Raw genomic sequence first — 19,963 nt, 5'->3', positions numbered from 1 at the left:
AACAAGGAGCTGTTCCTATAGGAACAGCTCCTTGTTTATTATGAAATCGTCGAATGAGAATGCTGATAAGCGGAACGACGTACAGCATAGTATATGCGAGGTGCGATAATAGCGCCGATAATTGTAAACGCAATATCCTTTACTGCGAACCACATCATAATCATCCAGGCAGCTTTATAACTCATATTACCACCCATGAAAATATTGACTGCCCCGTACATATAAGTAGTACCGATAATATACGTTAAAATGATTCCGACGAAAGAAGCAATTGCAAAGGTGCTGAATGTTGGTCGTTCTTTTTGTTCTACTAGTTTTCCTGATACGTAAGCAACGATAATAAATGCGATAATAAAACCACCAGTAGGATCTAAAAGTGCTCCAAATCCAGCTTTGAAGTTAGCGAAGATTGGCGCACCTGCTACTCCAACAAGCATGTAAACAGTCATTGATAATGCCCCAAGTCTACTCCCAAGAAGAAGACCTCCTAAAATTGCGAAAAATGGTTGCATAGATAATGGAATGCCCGCTATTTGTAAGAATGGTGCCCACGATACAATATTTGCACCAATAGCCATAAGAGCGACGAACATGGCAGCTAATGCTAAATCTAAAACATGAAGCTTCTTCATAATGTTAACCTCCAGTTGTGTTTAGGTTAACAATATCGTAGCGAAAATATTTACTTGTTGTCAATCAAAATATTTTGATAAGAAGGCTTTAAATAGTCTCTAAGCAATGTGTATGGAATACGAAACTGCGGAATTCCGCTTGAATAAGGAGCAATTTCATATAAAGAGAAATAAATTACAAGATTATCCGGTTCTAAAAAGTAGTGAAACTTTTTAGTGCTCGTTACTTTTTCGACTGCATCAGGAAAATAAATGCTTTCATTTTGTTTAATTTGTCTTACAATCTCTGTGCGAATTATTTCTTTATATTTATCCTCTTGTTGAAATAAATCGTCTAAGTGTAATAATTTTTTTTCGTTTAAATCAAATGTATTTGCCTTCCACGTATACAGTCCGTGCGCTCCGCCTGTATATTGATAGTAATTCACATATAGGCTGAGGAAAGGTGGTTTGTTTAAAGCTACTTTATAGTCAACATTTGCAACGTATGGATGAAAAGGTGTGCTAGATCCTTCTGTTTCCTCATAATATTTCTTCGCTTCTTTTTCTAATTTACTTTTAAATTTAGTAGTAGAGTTTTTGTAATAGGAATTCAGCTTATTTTGAAATTTTGAATCAGAAAAGTTGTGAAAGGAAGGCCTATTAATTTGATATTCTATATAAGGTTTCTTACCTTTTTGCGTTACAGTCTTAACATTGATTGTCAGGTTGGATGCTTTGGCTGCTATTGCACAATTTGGTACAATAGTCAGCAAGGAGAACATAAGCAATAGTATACAAAATTTCTGTTTCATTTAGGTGAAACCTCCTTATATAAGTGTTATAGGTAGTTTGAAATTAAACAGGTAAAATTATACATTTGATCTAAAGTGAGAGAGGTTGAAAACGATATGTCAAAAACTTTAATGGATTCGCTTGGAATTGAGTTGTTAGAAATGACAGAGGATAAAGTAGTTGCTACAATGCCTGTTGATGAACGCACGCATCAGCCGTTTGGATTTTTACATGGCGGTGCATCTGTTGCATTAGCAGAAACTGTGGCAAGTGTTGGTTCATACAATTTAATTGATCAAGAAAAATGTATTTGTTTCGGATTAGAAATTAATGCAAATCATATTCGCTCAAAGCAAGATGGAATTGTAACAGCAATTGGAACACCGATACATAGAGGACAATCGACAATGGTTTGGGATATTCGCATCATTGATGAAAATGATGATTTACTATGCATATCAAGATGTACAGTAGCAATTAAAGAAAAACGTGAAAAATAGAAAAGAGGCGGCTCTTATGAGCTGCCTCTTTTTTATAATTAGAACTGGATTTTTTTCTCTAAGAAACCTTTTAGTTCGCTAATTGGCATACGAACTTGTTCCATTGTGTCACGGTCACGTACTGTAACAGCTTTGTCTTCAACAGAGTCGAAGTCGTATGTGATACAGAATGGAGTACCGATTTCGTCTTGACGACGGTAACGTTTACCGATAGAACCAGTTTCATCAAAGTCTACCATGAAGTCTTTAGCTAGTTCTGCGAATACTTCAGTAGCACCTTCAGATAGCTTTTTAGATAATGGTAAGATAGCTGCTTTATATGGTGCTAAAGCAGGGTGGAAACGAAGAACTGTACGAGAATCGTTTTCTAATTGCTCTTCTTCATATGCATCACATAAGAATGCTAATGTTACACGGTCTGCACCTAGAGATGGCTCGATGCAGTAAGGCACGTAACGCTCATTCGTTTGTGGATCGATATAGTTAAAGTCTTCGTTAGAGTGTTCCATATGACGTTTTAAATCGAAGTCTGTACGAGATGCAACGCCCCATAGTTCGCCCCAACCGAATGGGAATCTGAATTCAATATCAGTTGTTGCGTTACTGTAGTGAGATAATTCGTCTTCACCGTGGTCACGAAGACGCATGCTTTCTTCAGTCATACCAAGTGAAAGTAACCAGTTTTTACAAGTTTCACGCCAGAATGCGAACCACTCTAAATCTTCACCAGGCTTACAGAAGAATTCAAGTTCCATTTGTTCGAATTCACGTGTACGGAATGTGAAGTTACCAGGTGTGATTTCGTTACGGAAACTTTTACCGATTTGGCCGATACCAAATGGAAGTTTTTTACGCATAGAGCGTTGTACGTTTTTAAAGTTTACGAAAATACCTTGTGCTGTTTCAGGACGAAGGAAGATTTCGTTTGTGCTAGACTCTGTAACACCTTGGAATGTTTTGAACATTAAGTTGAACTGACGGATTTCCGTGAATTCTTGGCTACCGCAATCTGGGCATTTTACTTCATGTTCTTTCATTAAGTCAGCCATTTGGTCGAAAGTAAGACCGTCAACGACCATTTCGATACCTTTTACGTCTAATGCATCTTCAATTAATTTGTCAGCACGGTGACGAGCTTTACATTTTTTACAGTCGATCATTGGATCATTAAAGTTACCAACGTGACCAGAAGCGATCCAAGTTTTTGGGTTCATTAAAATAGCAGCATCTAAACCAACGTTGTGTGGAGATTCTTGAATGAATTTTTTCCACCAAGCTTTTTTGACGTTGTTTTTTAATTCGATTCCAAGTGGACCGTAATCCCATGTGTTTGCAAGACCACCGTAAATTTCAGAACCAGGGAAAACGAAACCGCGATGTTTCGCTAAGTTTACAACTTGTTCCATTGAATACATAATAAAATCCTCCTTTTGAAAGTTAACGTATTTGCGATGACGTGATGGGTACTTTGGAAACGAGCAATATATGCTTTAAAAAACATAAAAAAAACGCTCATCCCAAGGCTTAATCGCCTAGGGACGAGCGTTTGCCCGCGGTTCCACCCTAGTTGATACACAAAATGTGCATCCACTTTATCACGTATTGCTCGAGACTGCCGTTTCCTCGCAGCTTCAGGCTTTCACTATCCCTGAATCGCTTTTTATGCAAGTACTTATAAGTCCGTCATCGCTACTTATATTAATAATAATGAACATATTTTAACACGTTCTTTTTTAAATCTCAATAGAGGAACGTGCCCATCTAGGATAGAGTCTCGCCTATTTTTTCGTTATTTATTCCGTAATTTTGCTTAATATGCTTAATTGCTTCGCGGTTACTAAGCGAGGCAAGTTCGTTATTTTGAACGTATTCCCATACTACATCTGGTTTTGTTTTTGCATATTCGCGAAGGACCCAGCCGATTGCTTTTTGAATGAAAAATTCTTTTGAGGAATGTAGTTGTCCGATAATCCAGAAAAGGAGTTCTTCATCCATTTTTTGTTTATATTTTAGCTGGAATAAAATAGCGGCACGTTGTAACCATATGTTTTCTGATGCAATCCATTTTGGAATATATGCAGAAATTAATTCTGGATGTTTTAAAAAGATAGCACCTAAAAATGTAGGGACGATGCTATCAACAGAATCCCACCAAGATTTTGTGACAATAAGTTCTTCTAAAAATGGGATGTGAGTTTCATTTATGTGTTTTTTATATTTTTGCATGATATCGAGTGCGGCAGCTTGAAATTCACGTTCTGGTAGGTCCCAAAGTTCACGCACGATAATTTGGAAGTCCTTTTTATCTGGGAGAGTATGTATTTGAATTACGTCTTTCAATAACTGTCTTCTCTCAGGAGTTTGAATACCGAGAAACGGGAAGTGATTTTTCATATAACGTGCCATCGGTTCTGCTTTTTCGGGATTTTGATGAGCTGTAAAATGCTCTTGTAATGCCTTTACAAATGGATGCATAGGTATGTACTCCTCTCTCATTATCTTTCTCTTCTTATTATACAAAGAGTTTGGTTAAATTTTAAAACATAACTTGCACTGTAATGAAATATGTTGAGAAGAGAGAGGAGAGGATAAGATGGAAGATCAAGGCGTACTAGCAGGTTTCTTTGCTCTTAGTTTTGCGTTTATGCTTGTTATAATAATTTGGGCAATTATTTCGTATTTGTTAACGGCTTTTGCACTTTATACGATGGCGAAAAATGATGGTGCAACTGATGGTGTTCTTGCTTTTATTCCGTTTATAAATAGTAAGATATGGGGTGATTTAGCGAAAGATAAATTACCAGATTTCTTGAAAGAAGAAGCAGGGTGGAAAGTATTTGGCATATATGTTGGATGCTTCATCTTTAATTTCGTACCAATTCTATATATATTAGCAACAGCTGTATCACTTGTACTGTCTATTTATCTTATCTATGCTATTTTGGATAGATACGGAACGAATTCCATACTATTTACGATCATTCATACAATCACATTTTCGGTTTTCTTGCCGATTCATTTGTTCATTATTCGGAATGAGCCGGTGAGGTATAACGAGTAGGCGTATCAAAGTTGTCGAGCGGTCGATATATTTGGTTCTATAATAATTCGGATATGCTGAAAAAAGAACGAAAGCGCCCTGCTGAGCAGGGTGCTTTTTTCTACTACATAAGATAGCGTAAGTAAATGTAAATATGAGAAATGATTAATGAAACGATCATAATTGGGAAGCCGACTTTAAGGAATTCCATGTAGCTGAATTTATGTCCTTCACGACTTGCGATTCCGGCTACGATTACGTTAGCAGAAGCCCCGATTAATGTTCCGTTTCCACCTAAGCAAGCACCTAATGCTAATGCCCACCATAGTACGTCGATTTGTGCGTCAGAAGGTGATAAACCTAGCCCAACTGCCATATCGTTAATAAGTGGAATCATTGTTGCAACGAATGGAATGTTATCGATTGTTGCAGAGGCGATACCAGATACCCATAGAACAAGGATAGATGCCTGAGAAATATCTCCGCCTGTTATTCCAATTACTTTTTGAGCTAACATTTTGATAAGCCCGATATCAATAAGTCCTCCAACGAGTACGAATAGTCCCGCGAAGAAGAAGATTGTTACCCACTCTACACTTGCGAATACCTCTTCAATTTCATGCTCTTTCACACCGATTAGCATAAGTACAGTAGCGCCAGTTAAGGCGATGATAGCTGCATCAATATGGAAAATGGAATGAGTCATGAAACCTAAAATAGTAAGGCCAAGTACTGTTAAAGATTTCTTCATTAATACTGGGTCTTTAATGTATTGTTTTTCATCTAAGCTCATTAATTTTTTAATTTGTACAGGATCAGCAATTAATTGCTTACGGTACATGAAGTAAAGAATTGTTGCCGTAACAGCAATAATGATGATCACGATAGGTGCTAAGTTGAATAAGAAAGCATTGAAATCTAAATGCTTATTTGCAGAACCAATCATAATATTTGGCGGATCACCAATTAATGTTGCTGTTCCTCCGATATTTGAAAAAATAATTTCAGAAAGTAAATATGGAACAGGATTTACTTGCAAGATGCGCGTAATAGATAAAGTAACTGGAACAACAAGAAGTACTGTTGTAACGTTATCTAAAAATGCGGAACCGAGCGCGGTAAGTAAGGAAAGTGAAATTAAAATTTTAATTGGATTTCCTTGTGCTCCTTTTGCGGCTTTAATGGCAACGTATTGGAAGACACCTGACTTACTTGTAATGTTTACGAGTATCATCATACCGATGAGTAATGTAATTGTTCCCCATTCAATATGTTTCGTAAAGGCATTGTGTAAGTCAACGACCCCTGCAATTACCATGAATGCTGCACCAAGAAGTGCGATGACAGCACGGTTAATTTTTTCAGAAATAATAATGGCATATGTAATTAAAAAGACTGCGATAGCGAAATAATACTGCCAGTTTGCGAGTTCTTGCGTTGTTTCGTGCAAAACTCTCATCTCCTTTCATTCACTTTTCTTAGTGTGTCAAAAAATTAACTAGATGAAACACACATAACGTCATTATAAAGTAGAAAAATGGCGGATGTAAATGAAAGGGTTTATTTTGTCATATTTTCTGCATAGGTCATTTTTTCTTATTTTTAAAAATATTTGTGGGCATCTGACATATATATAAGATACATCCAATCTGAATATTTAAAATCGAATCAGCATTCGAGCTTGTTCGTGTAGGAGTGTCAAATAGAAAGGAATGACAAATATGATAAGGAAGGGATCGTATGGATGAACAACGATTTTTGTTTTTAGACTTTGAGTTTACGATGCCCCAGCATAGAAAAAAGCCAAAAGGTTTTTTCCCAGAAATTATTGAGGTCGGACTCGTTTCAGTTGTTGGTTGTAAGGTGGAAGATACGTATTCATCGCATATTAGACCGAAAACATTTCCGTCTTTAACGGATCGATGTAAAAAATTTTTAGGAATTAAACAGGAAGTAGTGGACAAAGGAATTTCTTTTCATGAACTTGTTGAGAAACTTGCAGAATATGAAAAGAGTGGTAAACCGACAATTGTAACGTGGGGAAATATGGATATGAAAGTCTTAAAGCATAACTGTGAAATGGCGGGAGTAGAATTTCCATTCTTTGGACAGTGTCGTGATTTATCGCTTGAGTATAAGAAGTTTTTTGGAGAGAGAAATCAAACAGGGCTGTGGAAAGCAATTGAGGCGTATGGAAAAGCAGGAACAGGAAAGCATCATTGTGCGCTTGATGATGCGATGACGACATATAATATTTTTAAGTTAGTAGAAAAAGATAAAGAGTATTTAGTCAAACCAGCACCTCCGACATTAGGGGAACTTGTTGATTTTTCGAAAGTGTTAAAGAAAGTGAGTACACAGTAACGACCAAATTGCAAAATATGTAATTTGGTCGTTTTGTTTTTTAAAGTTTGTAATCTTGCTTCAATTGCTGAAGTGTTTCTAGACTACGCCCCGCAAAAGGTGAATCATCTTCAGAAAATGAATTCATTTGAGTTTCTAATGCTAATTTTAGTGACTCTGTATAATCCGGAATTTCCCCTTCATATTTCTTCACCATTTGCTCTGGAATGTTCGTCTGTTCACGAAAAGCTAAAGCACGTCTTTCATGGAAGAATGGTACGTCAGCTTGTTTTACATTATGTAAATCACCTTGCACTGGATGTTTTAAAACAGCTAATACTTTTACGACGTAACTGCCAGGACGGCTATTTGTAATTTCGCCGATGTATTTTCCAGTTTTATAAATACCAGTAACGATTTCACCAATTTCAAATGTTTCTCTCATATTTTTCACCTCAAGTTTATAGTAAGGAAAGTGCGCGAAGGAGTCAAAGAAATCATTCGCTTTCGGAACGCCCCCTTGAGAATATGACAGGCTTCAATTATAATTTAAGATGATAAAACAGAAAATTCTGATGTTTATTCTTACTATAAATTCCCCGATAAGGAGTGTTTCATATGATGCCTTTATATTTTCCTGAAGATAAAACGGAGTATATTATTCCAGGTATTGTTTGCGTTCTATTTATCATCGGTGCGGTCGCTACGTGGCGTATGTTTATTCGTGTATCAAAACGAGAAGCAGAGCGATTACAGAAAGTAGAAGAAAAGCTTTTAGCTGAAAAGAAACGGTAATTCATTTTTGTATGTTTCCCTCTATGCTCGGACAATCTAAGGGCAGAAAGCATTTTGGAGGGAATTGAATGAAAAGACGGCTTTTTTTCAGTTGTTGTTTATTATTTCTAATGGCGGGTTGTGACCAAGGGAAGCCGAAAGAAATTGATGTGAAATTACATAATGCTTCAGGTGATGAAGTTGGGACTGCAAAAGTAGCTCAGCAAACAAGTGGAGTGAAAATTACGATTAAAGCGGAAGGCTTTACACCAGGACCACACGGTATACATGTACACGAAATCGGAGAATGTAAAGCGCCTAGTTTCGAATCATCTGGGAATCATTTTAATCCAGATAATAAAAAACATGGGCTCTTGAATCCGAAAGGTGCGGAAAATGGTGATTTACCGAATGTAGTGGCGGATGGTTCTGGAAAGATTAAAGCAGAAATCGATGCTCCGCATATAACGCTTGAAGAAGGAAAAACGACGATTCATAGAAAAGATGGAGCGTCTATTATTATTACAGAAAACGCTGATGATGGTATGACGCAACCAACTGGTAAATCTGGTGGCCGAATTGCTTGCGGTGTTATCGTAAAAAAAGCGTCGGATCTGAAGAAAAAATAGAAGCTACCGTGAATGATAGCTTTTGTTGTAAAACCGCATGATAGTAAGTGGAATTATATCGATTTACCGAAAAAAGGAGGCTATCCCAATATCATTTTGGGATAGCCTCCTTTTTTGTTATGAGAATGTATGGTGTAGTCTGTTTAAAATTTCTTCTAAAACAGATCTAGGACAGCCAATGTTAATTCGGATATGGGCTTCTCCACCTGTTCCGTATTTCTCACCGGGCTCAATGATGATTTTACCTTTCTCTTCAAGCAATGCTGTTCGTTCATCTTGAGAAAGATCCAAGTGGGAACAATCAATCCACAGTAAAAAACTACCTTCTGGTTTAATTACAGAAAGAGCTGGTATGTGATTTTGAATATACTCACAAGCAAATTGAGCGTTATCTTCAACATACAATCGAATTTCATTTAGCCAATCATTACATTCTGTATAGGCACTTTGCATTGCTGTATAAGCAAATGTATTTAATCCGTGGAATCCTTGTCTATATTGGATAGACATAAAGGCATTACGGAGATTTTCATTCGGAATAATAATGATCGATGCTTGTAATCCAGCGATATTAAATGTTTTGCTCGGAGCCATACAAGTAATAGTGCGTGCTGCTAATTCTTCAGATAAAGAAGCAAACGGTGTATGAGTATGGCCTCTATAAATAATATCGGCGTGAATTTCATCCGCGACAACGGTTACATTATATTGCGTACATAACGTACCGAGTTTTGTTAGCTCCTCTTTCGTCCAAACGCGCCCGATAGGATTGTGAGGGCTGCAAAGAAGCATTAGTTTTACACCTTGATTAAATTGAGTTTCTAGATGCTCGAAGTCTATCTTATATATGCCATTTTGTTTAAATAAGGGACTCTCACATAATTGTCTATTATTTGTTTTGACCATTTCAAAAAATGGTGGATAAATAGGAGGTTGTACTAGTACGGCTTCTCCTTCTTTCGTTATAGCTTGTATGCTCGTACTAAGAGCTGGAACGATACCTGCGCTAAATACAATCCATTCTTTTTGTATTTCCCAATTGTATTGGCTTTTCGTCCAATTACAAATGATATCCCCAATATTTTCAGGAGGAAGTGTATAGCCGAAAATAGGATGTTCTGTGCGTTTTTGTAATGCAGTTTGAATTGGTTTTGGTACTTCAAAATCCATATCGGCAATCCAAGCGTGGATGAGCTCTTCATTTTTATATGTATCCCATTTTGTACTATGCGTTCCGCGACGATTTACCGTTTTATGAAATAGTTGCATATGTTTGCTCCTTTCTTCTGTCAAACTGTTAAGTTATGAAAATTCTCACTCTTCTTATAGAATAGCTGATGTGATACGATAAAGAAAAGCATTAAAAAGTGAAAAGGCGGGAAGCAGATGGGTGCATATGACAAAATGATTGAGGTTGTGAAAAATTGGGATCCGTTTCAAATGGGACCGGAGTTTTATGAAACAGAAGCGAGCGATGTTGTAAACGTCGTAAGTGTGTTTGATGATCCGAAATACATCGCAAAGAAGATTCAACATATATACTTTATGTCTTTTGAAGAAGTACCTGCACTTGAAAAATGCGAAAAATTAGCAGTAGAGTTACTCGTACTAAAAGAAGGCGGAAGTTGTTCGTTATAGGCTGTCGGAATTTACGACAGCCTTTTTGTTTGTTTTCATTTGTGCTGATTGATTAAAGCTTCACTTTATCCCGTTTTAACGGGCAGTAAGACTCCCGCCTCAAAATTCGGTTGAAGCAAAGAGGTTAGGCGAGAAATCAAACTGCCCGTAAAAACCCCCACGGATTAAAGCTTCACTTTATTGCGTCGCAAACGTAATAATTTCTTCATAAACATGATCGGGCTTTTCTTCAGGTAGTAAGTGCCCTGTATTTTCGTAAGAAATGAAAGTTGAATTTGGCAGGTCTTTATGGAGACGGTGTCCTACATGTACAGGGACGACGCGATCTTTTTCACCCCAAATGAGTAATACTGGGGTTTCGATTTTTTGTAATTCAGTTGAAGATAAGTCACCTTCACGGTCTCTTATCATTCGAGTTAAAGCAGGGAATATACGATCATCATAAAAAGGAGCAGCATAGCCTTCCATCATTTCATTGTCAATTAATGAATGGTCATGAACGACATTCATTAAGTTATGGACGATGCCCCTTCGAATAATCCAGTTCTTCACGTATAAGTGGAAGAACGGTAAATAAGAGGAGTACAGTAAAGGTAAGTTTGCGCGTGCTAAATAACTAGAGCTACATAGTAAAATCGTCTTTGAAATTAATTCAGGGCGTAGTCGGTTTACAAAGAGTGAAATTTGTCCGCCCATAGAATGGCCAACTAATACAATATTCGCGAGAGATAAATGTTCGATTAAATCGATAATAATAGCTGCTAAATTGTGATAAGAATATTTAAAGAGATGAGATTTATCACTTTTTCCGAATGGTGGTAAATCAAGGGCAATTACTGTACCTTCCTTTGTTAGTAAAGGAATGAGTCGTCGATAGCTAAATGAGGAAGAGAGGAAGCCGTGAACGAGTACGAAAGTAGGTCGTTCTTTTTTAGTATTATGTTCATACAATTCGTAATGAATAGTAGTCCCGCGAGTGGAAAAAGTGAAGTAAGGGCATTTGCATTCATGGTTCATTTTTTGTCACTCCATTGATTTTTGTTCATATCATCTCCCGGCAAGAAACAAAATATGTTAACAAAAAAAGGCAAGATGACATCGTCATCTTGCCTTTCGCTTATTTATCCCGCATTAACGGGCAGTAGACTCCCACCTCAAAATTCGGCGAATGCGAGGAAGTTAGGTGGGAGATAACTGCCCGTAAAAGCCCGATTGGTGAAGGCTAATAATCAGTGGGGATGGACAAAACCCCCACTGATTAAAGTTTCACTTTATAATTACCCACGCACAATATTAGGTGGTGTTTTTCCTTGTAATCCTGCTACTAAATTTTCAGCAGCTGTCATTGCCATTTGCTGCCTAGTTTTTAATGTTGCAGATCCGATGTGCGGTAAAGTTACAACGTTTTGTAATGATAAGAGCGGATTCTCTTTTTGAATCGGCTCTTGTGTAAATGTGTCGATGCCGGCTGCAAATATTTTCTTTTCTGTTAACGCATGAATTAATGCAGTTTCATCTACTGTTTTCCCGCGAGAAGCATTAATGAAAATTGCTGTTTCTTTCATTAGTGAAAATTCCTTTTCACCGATAAGATGATACGTTTCATCTGTTAATGGAGTAAGAAGAATAATAAAATCAGATTGTTTGATTAAAGTTTGTAAATCACAATATGTAGCATCAAATTTTTGCTCAGCTTCTTCTTTACGGCGACGGTTATAGTAAAGGACATTCATATCAAAGCCGAATTTCGCTCGTTTTGCGACAGCTTCTCCAATTCGTCCCATTCCGATAATACCAATCGTACTATGATGTACATCTAGTCCGAAGTGTTCTTTTCCAATTTCAGCGTTCCATTCACCATTTTTTACATAGGAATTGAGTTCGCAAACACGGCGACCAGCAGATAACATAAGAGCGAAAACGAGATCGGCTACTGTATCATCTAACACATATGGAGTATTCGTTCCGATAACATTTTGTTTCTCCATCGCTTTTAAATCAAAGTTATCATGGCCAACAGAAATGTTACTTACTACTTTTAAATTAGGAGCAACCTGCAATAATTCTTCATTTATAGTAGATCCGAAATTTAATAACCCATCTTTATCTTTTATTTTTTCTAATAGAACATCACGAGGTACTTTCTCGTTTTGATCCCATTTTTCAAAATCACAGTGTTCTGATAAATAGTTTTCTACAAATGTTGGAACTGGTTCGGCAATATATACTTTTGGTTTCACGGTTCCATCCCCTTTCACTTTATCCTGCGTTTTTTCACTTTACCCCGATTTAACGGACAGTAAGCCTCCCGCCTCAAAAAGCAGCTTAAGCAAAGAGGTTAGGTGGGAAAGCAACGGTCCGTAAAAGCTCGATTGGTTCAAATAATAATCAGCGGGGTGAGTCTTTCCACTGATTAAAGTTTCACTTTATTTTGACATAATTCACTAAAAAAATCTTCTTTTCAAATTGGAAAGAGTATTTGTATAATTTAGACAGAAACTAAAAGGAAGGATGATTTATATGGTGACAGAGAAAGAATTGGAATTATTAGCTTGTCTTGAAAAGAATAGTCGTTTATCTGTAGATACATTAGCGAAGTTGTTAAATATAGAAGTAGAAGAAGTGAAAAAAATGGTTACGAAATTAGAAAGTGAAAAGATTATCGTGGACTATGTAACACATATCGATTGGACAAAAGTGAAAGAACATACTGGTTTAACGGCGATGATTGATGTGAAAGTTACACCGAAGCGTGGTGTCGGTTTTGATGCAGTAGCTGAACAAATTTATCGCTATTCAGAAGTGAAATCCGTTTATTTAATGTCTGGGACATATGACCTTTCTATTACATTAGAAGGAAAGACGATGGGAGAAGTAGCGATGTTTGTTTCTGAGAAATTAGCAACAATTGAATCTGTCGTTTCAACGACAACTCATTTTATTTTGAAGAAGTATAAACATGAGGGGATTATTTATGAAAAGACAGATGATGATAAGAGAATTGTGGTGACACCGTGAAGCAATTTGACCTATCTAGAGTAGCAGAATCTTTACAACCGTCCGGTATACGAAAGTTTTTTGATTTAGCGGCAAGTATGAAAGGTGTTATTTCACTTGGAGTGGGAGAGCCGGACTTTGTTACACCTTGGAATGTAAGGCAAGCATGTATTCGTTCTTTAGAACAAGGATATACGTCATATACAGCAAATGCAGGATTATTGGAGCTCCGTCAAGAAATAGCAAAGTATCTAAAAAAACAATTTGCAGTATCTTATGATCCGAATGATGAAATCATTGTTACAGTTGGAGCGAGTCAAGCGCTAGATGTAGCGATGCGTGCTATTGTAAACCCTGATGATGAAATACTTATTATTGAACCAAGTTTCGTTTCGTATGCACCGCTTGTTACGTTAGCGGGCGGGGTCCCAGTTCCAGTGGCGACTTCATTAGAAGATGAATTTAAAGTACAGCCAGATCAAATTGAAGCAGCTATTACAACGAAAACAAAGGCAATATTACTTTGTTCTCCCAATAACCCAACAGGCGCAATGTTAAATAAATCCGAATTAGAAAAGCTAGCTGTTATTGTTGAGAAGTATAATTTAATCGTGTTATCGGATGAAATTTATGCAGAGCTCGTATACGACGAAGCATATACGAGTTTCGCGAGTATTAAAAATATGCGTGACCATACGATTTTAATTTCAGGATTTTCAAAAGGGTTTGCCATGACGGGATGGCGTCTTGGGATGATTGCAGCCCCTGTTCAATTTTCAGAATTAATGCTCAAAATCCACCAGTATTCAATGATGTGTGCACCGACGATGTCTCAATTTGCAGCACTTGAAGCATTACGCGGGGGAAATGATGAAGTAATTCGAATGAGAGATAGCTATAAAAAACGTCGTAACTTTATGACGACATCTTTCAATGAAATGGGCTTAACATGTCATGTGCCAGGCGGGGCATTTTATGTCTTCCCTTCTATAGCTTCAACCGGACTATCTTCAGCAGAATTTGCAGAACAATTATTATTAGAAGAAAAAGTGGCTGTTGTTCCTGGAAATGTGTTTGGCGGGAGTGGTGAAGGATTTATTCGTTGTTCGTATGCAACATCGCTTGAGCAACTTATGGAAGCAATGAAGAGAATGGAACGGTTCATAGAGAATAAAAAAAGGACAAAACACAATACGTTTTGTCCATAAAAGGGGGGGAATACTAGAAAGCCATGTGTTAGTATTCTATCCTAATATTGGAGAATTATACGTATTACAGGAAATTTTTTCGTGAATTTTGAATGAGTTCTATCAAAGTGGTATAATTTACTAATATAAGGTGGGAGTAACCTCGGTGTTTTACTTAGGATACTTACCACTAATCGGATATTTAACAATAAATACATCTGCTTTGCTATTTACAATTGTAGAGAAAATGGTAAACGTATGGGAGTGTTTCACATGTCAGAACAATATACAACGGGAGTGGTTGTAACAGGGAAAGTAACTGGAATTCAAGATTACGGTGCATTTGTAGCTTTGGATGCAGAAACACAAGGACTTGTGCATATATCTGAAATCACAAATGGGTATGTAAAAGACATTCATGACTTTTTAAAGGTCGGAGATACAGTAGAAGTAAAAGTACTTTCAATTGATGAAGAACACAGAAAAATGAGTTTATCGTTAAAAGCGGCGAAAAGAAAGCAAGGACGAATTCTTATACCGAATCCATCAGAGAACGGATTTAATACACTGCGAGAAAAGCTAGCAGAATGGATTGAAGAGTCGGAGGTAATAAAGTAAAAGAGGAACGCATATGAGCGTTCCTCTTTTACTGTGACTTATGATATATATATTTGCAAATATGATTGCATGCAATCATATTCGTATGTCGGAGGCGAAAAAGACATACTGACTATTGAATTTCATGTGTTTCTGGGTGAGTACCAAGATTCTCGGATGGTTTAAATAGTAAGCCGAGATTGATAAGCCCAGAAATACCAACGATGCCGTAAATAATACGTGCAAGAGCTGAGTTCTGTCCCCCGAAAATAGCCGCTACTAAGTCAAACTGGAAGAACCCGATCAGTCCCCAGTTAACAGCGCCGATTACAGTGAAGACTAATGCGATACGTTGCAAGGTACTCATGAAAAGCCCCCCCTTAATGTGAAGCGTGAGCAAGCAAGGAGTTAATAAGAAAATTTAACTCCTTTATAGAATGGTATAGTTTTGTTGTTTTTATACATGAAAAATGTACGAAAAACGATGTATATACATCTATACCGAAAAATTCGAATTTTTATGCAAAAAATGAACTTTTTCTAAAAAATAAATAATGGTTACGTTTACAATTATTGAATCGCTTGATTTACAACTTTAGTTTCGCTAAAGTGAATACAGAAACACATATACATAATTGGAGGGAAAAAGATGAGTACACATGTAACGTTCGACTATTCTAAAGCGTTATCCTTCATCGGTGAAAATGAACTAACTTATTTACGTGATGCAGTAAAAGTAACACATCATGCAATCCACGAAAAAACTGGAGCTGGGAACGATTTCCTTGGGTGGGTAGAGCTTCCGCTTCAATATGACAAAGAAGAATTCGCTCGCATTCAAAAATGCGCAGAAAAAATTAAAAATGACTCTGACATTTTACTTGTTGTAGGTATTGGTGGTTCTTACCTAGGAGCACGCGCAGCAATTGAAATGTTAAACCATTCTTTCTATAACACGCTTTCTAAAGAACAACGTAAAACTCCACAAGTGCTATTTGTTGGACAAAACATTAGCTCCACTTACATGAAAGATTTAATGGACGTACTAGAAGGTAAAGACTTTTCTATTAACGTTATTTCCAAATCAGGTACAACAACAGAGCCTGCAATCGCATTCCGTATTTTCCGTAAATTATTAGAAGAAAAGTATGGAAAAGAAGAAGCACGCAAACGTATTTATGCGACTACAGATAAAGCGCGCGGTGCTTTAAAAACATTATCTGATAATGAAGGCTACGAAACGTTCGTTATTCCAGATGATGTTGGCGGTCGTTTCTCTGTATTAACACCAGTAGGTTTATTGCCAATCGCTGTAAGTGGCCTAAACATTGAAGAGATGATGAAAGGTGCAGCTGCTGGTCATAATGATTTCGCGAAATCAGAACTTGAAGAAAACCCAGCTTACCAATACGCAGTAGTTCGTAATGCTCTATATAATAAAGGGAAAACAATTGAAATGCTTGTTAACTATGAGCCAGCACTTCACTACTTCTCTGAGTGGTGGAAACAGTTATTTGGTGAAAGTGAAGGAAAAGATCAAAAAGGTATTTTCCCATCTTCAGCAAACTTCTCAACTGACTTACACTCATTAGGTCAATACATTCAAGAAGGTCGTCGTGACCTATTCGAAACAGTTCTTAAAGTAGGTAAATCTACACACGAACTAAAAATCGAATTAGACGACAACGATTTAGATGGATTAAACTACCTTGCTGGTGAAACGATAGACTTCGTAAACACAAAAGCATACGAAGGTACATTACTTGCACATAGCGATGGCGGAGTACCAAACTTAATCGTAAACATCCCTGAATTAAATGAGTACACATTCGGTTACCTTGTATACTTCTTCGAAAAAGCATGTGCGATGAGCGGCTACCTATTAGGCGTAAATCCATTTGACCAACCAGGAGTAGAAGCATACAAGAAAAACATGTTTGCTTTACTTGGTAAACCAGGATTTGAAGAATTAAAAGCAGAATTAGAAGAGCGTTTAAAATAATGAAAAGCGATCGGGTCTCCGGTCGCTTTTTATTATTTTATTGAAAGGTACATCGGTATATTCAAACTAGAATGGGTATGCTAAAGGAAAAGTCTAGGAGGGATGGGCTTGATTCCGATTCAATCAAAATTAGAAGGATGTACATATGCGTTATATAAGTTAGAAGAGGTTATGAAACCACTTGGATATAGTATTGGCGGCAATTGGGATTATGATAAAGGATGCTTTGATTATAAAATCGACGAAGAAGAAGGGTATCAATTTTTACGCGTACCATTTACAGCGGTGGATGGGGAACTAGATGTGCCTGGTGTAATAGTCCGTCTTGAAACACCGTATATTCTTTCGCACGTATATCAAGACGAACTAGATGATAATGTTAATGCTTTAACAGCTGGAACGAGTGGATTGGATCAATTTGCGGAGCCGCAAGATCCAGATGGAGATGTGAAAAGAAAGTATGTCAATATTGGTAAAGTATTGGTACAAGAACTAGAAAATCATTTTTTTAATGGTGAATAACGATGAGTATGTCGCTTTCGATGAGAATGAAAGAATGAACTGGATTGATCATATATTGTTCGTCGCGCTTTACACCTAGTAAGAGAATGTTTTGCTTTAAAAGAGTATAGCTACAATTTGCAAAGGATTGTCCGGTGCAGGACGGGGGAATCTCCATCAGTTGTAATTTGTTATCAGAGATTTCATCGTAAAGTGAGAATAGTACACCTGAAATGGAAGGGAATAAAAGAGAAGCGGTAAATACATAGCTCGTTAATTTATTTCCTTCTATAATTTCTGATACGCCAGCTCTCGTTGCATTTTGGATTTGTTCAGAAGTAAGAAGTTCAGCGATGCAGTGAATGTTTGGATTAAGTCCTTTTGCAGTTAAAATATTTAAAATGGACTGTGTATCTGCTAAGCTTTCGTTCTTCTCTTTATCCGCTGTTATTAATATAGTGTGAGCTGTTGTAATGTTAGCTTTTAATAAAGTTTGATCGTGATGCGGACAACCTTTTATAAACTCTAAATGATGAAATGGCTTTGGAAGTAAAGAAAGTGTTTCATCAATTAAAACGATATCAAGGTTCGGTTGTAATATGTGCATTTGTTTTACAACATGTTTTGCACGCTCATTCCAGCCAACGATAATCATATGACCATTAGAGGTAGCAGCTGCTTCACCCTTAATTCTCATATATTGTTTATTAATCATGTCGGTAGCGAATAGAACCATATAATAAGAACAAAATCCCGTTCCTAATAAAATAATACATATACCAATAAGTTTTCCTATCGTTGTATGGGGGGCGAAATCGCCGTATCCAACGGTGAAAATGGTAACGATTGACCACCAAACCCCGTCGAACCATGTGGTGAAGTGAGATGGCTCTAATATATGTATAAGAAAGCCGGAGAAGGCAGTAAGTACAATAATAAAACAAATTAAACGAAAAATAATGGAATCACGAAATGTATCTACTAAATTCGGACGGGATTTCAAGTTCCTATTCCTCCTTACTTTTCAGGACTACATTCATTGTTACCATTATAGAAAAAAGAAAAACTCTCTAATTAAAAAGAGAGTTCATTTCATAATTAATACATACTTTCAACTTCAGTTTGTTGAACACTTTCAAGATGCTGAAGAGCATAATAAACATCAGCAGTATGTCTTTTTTGATCGATAGACAATTTTAAATGTAAATAGTGCGAACCATTTTCCAATGTTTTGAGCTTCATGTTCTTAACTTTTATATCCATTTCTTTTATTTCTTCAATTACGGTCGGGATATTGTCCATATTTCGTACAACGAGTCTCACTGCGATATCACGTTGGCGAAATGATCTAGGACCGACGTATTTCATCGCTAATGGTATAAGTTCTACACTAATCATAAGGAAACACATTCCGAAAATAGCCTCGATATAGAAACCAGCTCCAACGGCAATGCCGATGCCAGAAGCACCCCAAATCATAGCGGCGGTCGTTAACCCCGCAATACTATCGTTTCCTCTGCGTAAAATTACACCGGCACCTAAAAAACCAATTCCTGATACAATTTGAGCGGCAAGTCGAAGTGGATCCATATTCATATGATCGGTATGTGGTAAGTTGTAAGCTGCTTTAATAGAAACAATAGTTAGGAGGCAACTAATAATAGAAATAACTAAACACGTTTTTAAGCCGAGTGGTTTACGTTTTAATTCGCGCTCTAAACCGATAGCGAATCCTAAAATAGCCGAGAGACCTAGTTTTATTAATAAGTCGGTGTAGTCCATGTATATTCCTCCTTGTATGATATGGTATATGAATAAAACGTTTATCCCACTATTTGCGGGCAGTCAGCCCCGCCTCAAAATTCGCCGAATGCGAGAAAGTTAGGTGGGAGACGACTGCCCGTAAATGCCCGATTGGTGAAGGCTAATAATCAGTGGGGGATGAACACCCCCACTGATTAAAGTTTCACTTTATATAGAAAGAAACGTTTTTTGACAGAGTGACTTTCTATAGAATATATGTAGGAATTACTTAGAAATGAAAGAGATGTTTCGTTTAAGTATATGATATTAAAAAAGAAATGTAGTTGGTTTCAAAAAAGTTTTCAAAAGGTGTTGCATTTCATTTTTTCACATGATATATTAATAAACGTCGCTGATGCAGAAACGCAGAAAACGACAAAAAAGAAATTGAAAAACATAGTTGACATCGAAAAATGAAGATGTTAATATGATGAAGTCGCTTCTGAAGCGGCAGATAAGTTCTTTGAAAACTGAACGAAACAAACAACGTGAACGTCAATTTTTATTTTTAGATGCTAGACAAACTAACTTTATTGGAGAGTTTGA

23 protein-coding genes are annotated in these 19,963 nt (G+C 36.9%); 11 read left to right on the top strand and 12 right to left on the bottom strand.

From position 1 onward, the window contains the following. Positions 1-38 precede the first annotated feature (38 nt). Positions 39-632 (bottom strand): biotin transporter BioY, encoded by a 594-nt coding sequence (locus tag CQ058_RS14045; RefSeq protein WP_002191054.1) that lies wholly within the window; start codon positions 630-632, stop codon positions 39-41. A gap of 50 nt (positions 633-682) precedes the next feature. Further along, complete coding sequence (locus CQ058_RS14040) at positions 683-1,426, bottom strand: DUF3298 and DUF4163 domain-containing protein (protein WP_002129698.1); 744 nt, start codon at positions 1,424-1,426, stop codon at positions 683-685. A gap of 96 nt (positions 1,427-1,522) precedes the next feature. On the opposite strand from CQ058_RS14040, the gene CQ058_RS14035 reads away from it, so the two are divergent. Continuing rightward, positions 1,523-1,906, top strand: a complete 384-nt coding sequence (locus tag CQ058_RS14035; RefSeq protein WP_002145111.1) for a hotdog fold thioesterase — start codon at positions 1,523-1,525, stop codon at positions 1,904-1,906. 38 nt (positions 1,907-1,944) lie between these two features. Here the strand turns inward: CQ058_RS14035 and CQ058_RS14030 are convergent, their stop codons facing one another. After that, positions 1,945-3,321 (bottom strand): glycine--tRNA ligase, encoded by a 1,377-nt coding sequence (locus CQ058_RS14030; protein ID WP_002034552.1) that lies wholly within the window; start codon positions 3,319-3,321, stop codon positions 1,945-1,947. Between the two features lie 346 nt (positions 3,322-3,667). Then, a complete protein-coding gene (locus CQ058_RS14020) occupies positions 3,668-4,381 on the bottom strand; it encodes a DNA alkylation repair protein (protein ID WP_002192376.1) in 714 nt (237 codons plus the stop codon). Positions 4,382-4,499: 118 nt separating this feature from the next. Here CQ058_RS14020 and CQ058_RS14015 point away from each other — a divergent pair, with 118 nt between their 5' ends. Then, positions 4,500-4,967 carry a hypothetical protein gene (locus CQ058_RS14015; RefSeq protein WP_002034556.1) on the top strand — a complete coding sequence of 156 codons (468 nt, stop codon included), beginning with the start codon at positions 4,500-4,502 and terminating at the stop codon, positions 4,965-4,967. A 103-nt stretch (positions 4,968-5,070) separates the two neighbouring features. On the opposite strand, the gene CQ058_RS14010 is transcribed toward CQ058_RS14015, so the two are convergent. Continuing rightward, on the bottom strand, positions 5,071-6,396 hold the full coding sequence (locus CQ058_RS14010; RefSeq protein ID WP_002145115.1) for an ArsB/NhaD family transporter: 1,326 nt from the start codon (positions 6,394-6,396) through the stop codon (positions 5,071-5,073). Positions 6,397-6,686: 290 nt separating this feature from the next. On the opposite strand from CQ058_RS14010, the gene kapD reads away from it, so the two are divergent. After that, a complete protein-coding gene (gene kapD / locus CQ058_RS14005) occupies positions 6,687-7,310 on the top strand; it encodes a 3'-5' exonuclease KapD (protein ID WP_002034559.1) in 624 nt (207 codons plus the stop codon). A gap of 40 nt (positions 7,311-7,350) precedes the next feature. Here the strand turns inward: kapD and kapB are convergent, their stop codons facing one another. Continuing rightward, positions 7,351-7,734 (bottom strand): kinase-associated lipoprotein KapB, encoded by a 384-nt coding sequence (gene kapB / locus CQ058_RS14000; RefSeq protein WP_001209324.1) that lies wholly within the window; start codon positions 7,732-7,734, stop codon positions 7,351-7,353. 173 nt (positions 7,735-7,907) lie between these two features. Between kapB and CQ058_RS31830 the strand changes: the two genes are divergently transcribed. Together CQ058_RS31830 and CQ058_RS13995 are read left to right on the top strand one after the other, a co-directional pair. Then, the gene (locus CQ058_RS31830; protein ID WP_000982764.1) at positions 7,908-8,084 is read left to right on the top strand and encodes a hypothetical protein; all 177 of its coding nucleotides are present in this window, start codon (positions 7,908-7,910) and stop codon (positions 8,082-8,084) included. A gap of 68 nt (positions 8,085-8,152) precedes the next feature. Further along, positions 8,153-8,692 carry a superoxide dismutase family protein gene (locus CQ058_RS13995; RefSeq protein ID WP_002089287.1) on the top strand — a complete coding sequence of 180 codons (540 nt, stop codon included), beginning with the start codon at positions 8,153-8,155 and terminating at the stop codon, positions 8,690-8,692. 117 nt (positions 8,693-8,809) lie between these two features. Here the strand turns inward: CQ058_RS13995 and CQ058_RS13990 are convergent, their stop codons facing one another. Then, positions 8,810-9,961: a MalY/PatB family protein gene (locus tag CQ058_RS13990; protein ID WP_105589770.1), complete on the bottom strand. Its 1,152-nt coding sequence runs from the start codon at positions 9,959-9,961 to the stop codon at positions 8,810-8,812. A gap of 117 nt (positions 9,962-10,078) precedes the next feature. Between CQ058_RS13990 and CQ058_RS13985 the strand changes: the two genes are divergently transcribed. Next, entirely contained in the window at positions 10,079-10,330 is a 252-nt protein-coding gene (locus CQ058_RS13985; protein ID WP_002015854.1) for a YugE family protein, read from the top strand. Positions 10,331-10,507: 177 nt separating this feature from the next. Here CQ058_RS13985 and CQ058_RS13980 read toward each other — a convergent pair whose 3' ends face one another. Further along, the gene (locus tag CQ058_RS13980) at positions 10,508-11,347 is read right to left on the bottom strand and encodes an alpha/beta fold hydrolase (protein WP_002089283.1); all 840 of its coding nucleotides are present in this window, start codon (positions 11,345-11,347) and stop codon (positions 10,508-10,510) included. A 260-nt stretch (positions 11,348-11,607) separates the two neighbouring features. After that, the gene (locus CQ058_RS13975; RefSeq protein ID WP_002034537.1) at positions 11,608-12,588 is read right to left on the bottom strand and encodes a 2-hydroxyacid dehydrogenase; all 981 of its coding nucleotides are present in this window, start codon (positions 12,586-12,588) and stop codon (positions 11,608-11,610) included. A 262-nt stretch (positions 12,589-12,850) separates the two neighbouring features. Here CQ058_RS13975 and CQ058_RS13970 point away from each other — a divergent pair, with 262 nt between their 5' ends. From CQ058_RS13970 to yugI, 3 genes are all read left to right on the top strand, one after another. After that, positions 12,851-13,348, top strand: a complete 498-nt coding sequence (locus CQ058_RS13970) for an Lrp/AsnC family transcriptional regulator (protein ID WP_002067952.1) — start codon at positions 12,851-12,853, stop codon at positions 13,346-13,348. After that, complete coding sequence (locus CQ058_RS13965) at positions 13,345-14,535, top strand: aminotransferase (protein ID WP_002129685.1); 1,191 nt, start codon at positions 13,345-13,347, stop codon at positions 14,533-14,535. Before CQ058_RS13970 ends, CQ058_RS13965 begins: the two co-directional genes overlap by 4 nt. A 252-nt stretch (positions 14,536-14,787) precedes the next feature. After that, positions 14,788-15,132, top strand: a complete 345-nt coding sequence (gene yugI / locus CQ058_RS13960; protein WP_002015848.1) for a S1 domain-containing post-transcriptional regulator GSP13 — start codon at positions 14,788-14,790, stop codon at positions 15,130-15,132. Between the two features lie 112 nt (positions 15,133-15,244). Here yugI and CQ058_RS13955 read toward each other — a convergent pair whose 3' ends face one another. Continuing rightward, positions 15,245-15,478, bottom strand: a complete 234-nt coding sequence (locus CQ058_RS13955) for a DUF378 domain-containing protein (protein WP_002034535.1) — start codon at positions 15,476-15,478, stop codon at positions 15,245-15,247. Positions 15,479-15,760: 282 nt separating this feature from the next. On the opposite strand from CQ058_RS13955, the gene CQ058_RS13945 reads away from it, so the two are divergent. Both CQ058_RS13945 and CQ058_RS13940 read left to right on the top strand, forming a co-directional pair. Further along, the gene (locus CQ058_RS13945; protein ID WP_002015845.1) at positions 15,761-17,113 is read left to right on the top strand and encodes a glucose-6-phosphate isomerase; all 1,353 of its coding nucleotides are present in this window, start codon (positions 15,761-15,763) and stop codon (positions 17,111-17,113) included. 108 nt (positions 17,114-17,221) lie between these two features. After that, positions 17,222-17,635, top strand: coding sequence for a YugN-like family protein (locus tag CQ058_RS13940; RefSeq protein ID WP_002131278.1), 414 nt, complete (start codon positions 17,222-17,224; stop codon positions 17,633-17,635). Here the strand turns inward: CQ058_RS13940 and CQ058_RS13935 are convergent. Next, positions 17,622-18,617, bottom strand: a complete 996-nt coding sequence (locus tag CQ058_RS13935) for a potassium channel family protein (protein ID WP_002191049.1) — start codon at positions 18,615-18,617, stop codon at positions 17,622-17,624. The genes CQ058_RS13940 and CQ058_RS13935 overlap by 14 nt on opposite strands. Before the next feature lie 95 nt (positions 18,618-18,712). Continuing rightward, positions 18,713-19,396, bottom strand: coding sequence for an MgtC/SapB family protein (locus tag CQ058_RS13930; RefSeq protein ID WP_002143579.1), 684 nt, complete (start codon positions 19,394-19,396; stop codon positions 18,713-18,715). Positions 19,397-19,963 lie beyond the last annotated feature (567 nt).

Origin of the sequence: Bacillus sp. MYb56 (genome assembly GCF_002976445.1) — a bacterium.
In the GTDB taxonomy this organism is placed as follows: Bacteria; Bacillota; Bacilli; order Bacillales; family Bacillaceae_G; genus Bacillus_A; species Bacillus_A mycoides.
The sequence above is the reverse complement of the archived record's forward strand: the minus strand, read 5'-3'. Positions and strand labels throughout refer to the sequence as shown.

What these genes read in the sequence shown, in the direction of transcription:
- CQ058_RS14020 (WP_002192376.1), bottom strand. Translation starts at nt 4,381, where the DNA reads ATGCATCCATTTGTAAAGGCATTACAAGAGCATTTTACAGCTCATCAA.
- CQ058_RS13945 (WP_002015845.1), top strand. Translation starts at nt 15,761, where the DNA reads ATGAGTACACATGTAACGTTCGACTATTCTAAAGCGTTATCCTTCATC.
- CQ058_RS13985 (WP_002015854.1), top strand. Translation starts at nt 10,079, where the DNA reads ATGGGTGCATATGACAAAATGATTGAGGTTGTGAAAAATTGGGATCCG.
- CQ058_RS13980 (WP_002089283.1), bottom strand. Translation starts at nt 11,347, where the DNA reads ATGAACCATGAATGCAAATGCCCTTACTTCACTTTTTCCACTCGCGGG.
- CQ058_RS14040 (WP_002129698.1), bottom strand. Translation starts at nt 1,426, where the DNA reads ATGAAACAGAAATTTTGTATACTATTGCTTATGTTCTCCTTGCTGACT.
- CQ058_RS13930 (WP_002143579.1), bottom strand. Translation starts at nt 19,396, where the DNA reads ATGGACTACACCGACTTATTAATAAAACTAGGTCTCTCGGCTATTTTA.
- yugI (WP_002015848.1), top strand. Translation starts at nt 14,788, where the DNA reads ATGTCAGAACAATATACAACGGGAGTGGTTGTAACAGGGAAAGTAACT.
- CQ058_RS13955 (WP_002034535.1), bottom strand. Translation starts at nt 15,478, where the DNA reads ATGAGTACCTTGCAACGTATCGCATTAGTCTTCACTGTAATCGGCGCT.
- kapD (WP_002034559.1), top strand. Translation starts at nt 6,687, where the DNA reads ATGGATGAACAACGATTTTTGTTTTTAGACTTTGAGTTTACGATGCCC.
- kapB (WP_001209324.1), bottom strand. Translation starts at nt 7,734, where the DNA reads ATGAGAGAAACATTTGAAATTGGTGAAATCGTTACTGGTATTTATAAA.
- CQ058_RS14030 (WP_002034552.1), bottom strand. Translation starts at nt 3,321, where the DNA reads ATGTATTCAATGGAACAAGTTGTAAACTTAGCGAAACATCGCGGTTTC.
- CQ058_RS14045 (WP_002191054.1), bottom strand. Translation starts at nt 632, where the DNA reads ATGAAGAAGCTTCATGTTTTAGATTTAGCATTAGCTGCCATGTTCGTC.
- CQ058_RS13995 (WP_002089287.1), top strand. Translation starts at nt 8,153, where the DNA reads ATGAAAAGACGGCTTTTTTTCAGTTGTTGTTTATTATTTCTAATGGCG.
- CQ058_RS31830 (WP_000982764.1), top strand. Translation starts at nt 7,908, where the DNA reads ATGATGCCTTTATATTTTCCTGAAGATAAAACGGAGTATATTATTCCA.
- CQ058_RS13970 (WP_002067952.1), top strand. Translation starts at nt 12,851, where the DNA reads ATGGTGACAGAGAAAGAATTGGAATTATTAGCTTGTCTTGAAAAGAAT.
- CQ058_RS13990 (WP_105589770.1), bottom strand. Translation starts at nt 9,961, where the DNA reads ATGCAACTATTTCATAAAACGGTAAATCGTCGCGGAACGCATAGTACA.
- CQ058_RS14035 (WP_002145111.1), top strand. Translation starts at nt 1,523, where the DNA reads ATGTCAAAAACTTTAATGGATTCGCTTGGAATTGAGTTGTTAGAAATG.
- CQ058_RS14015 (WP_002034556.1), top strand. Translation starts at nt 4,500, where the DNA reads ATGGAAGATCAAGGCGTACTAGCAGGTTTCTTTGCTCTTAGTTTTGCG.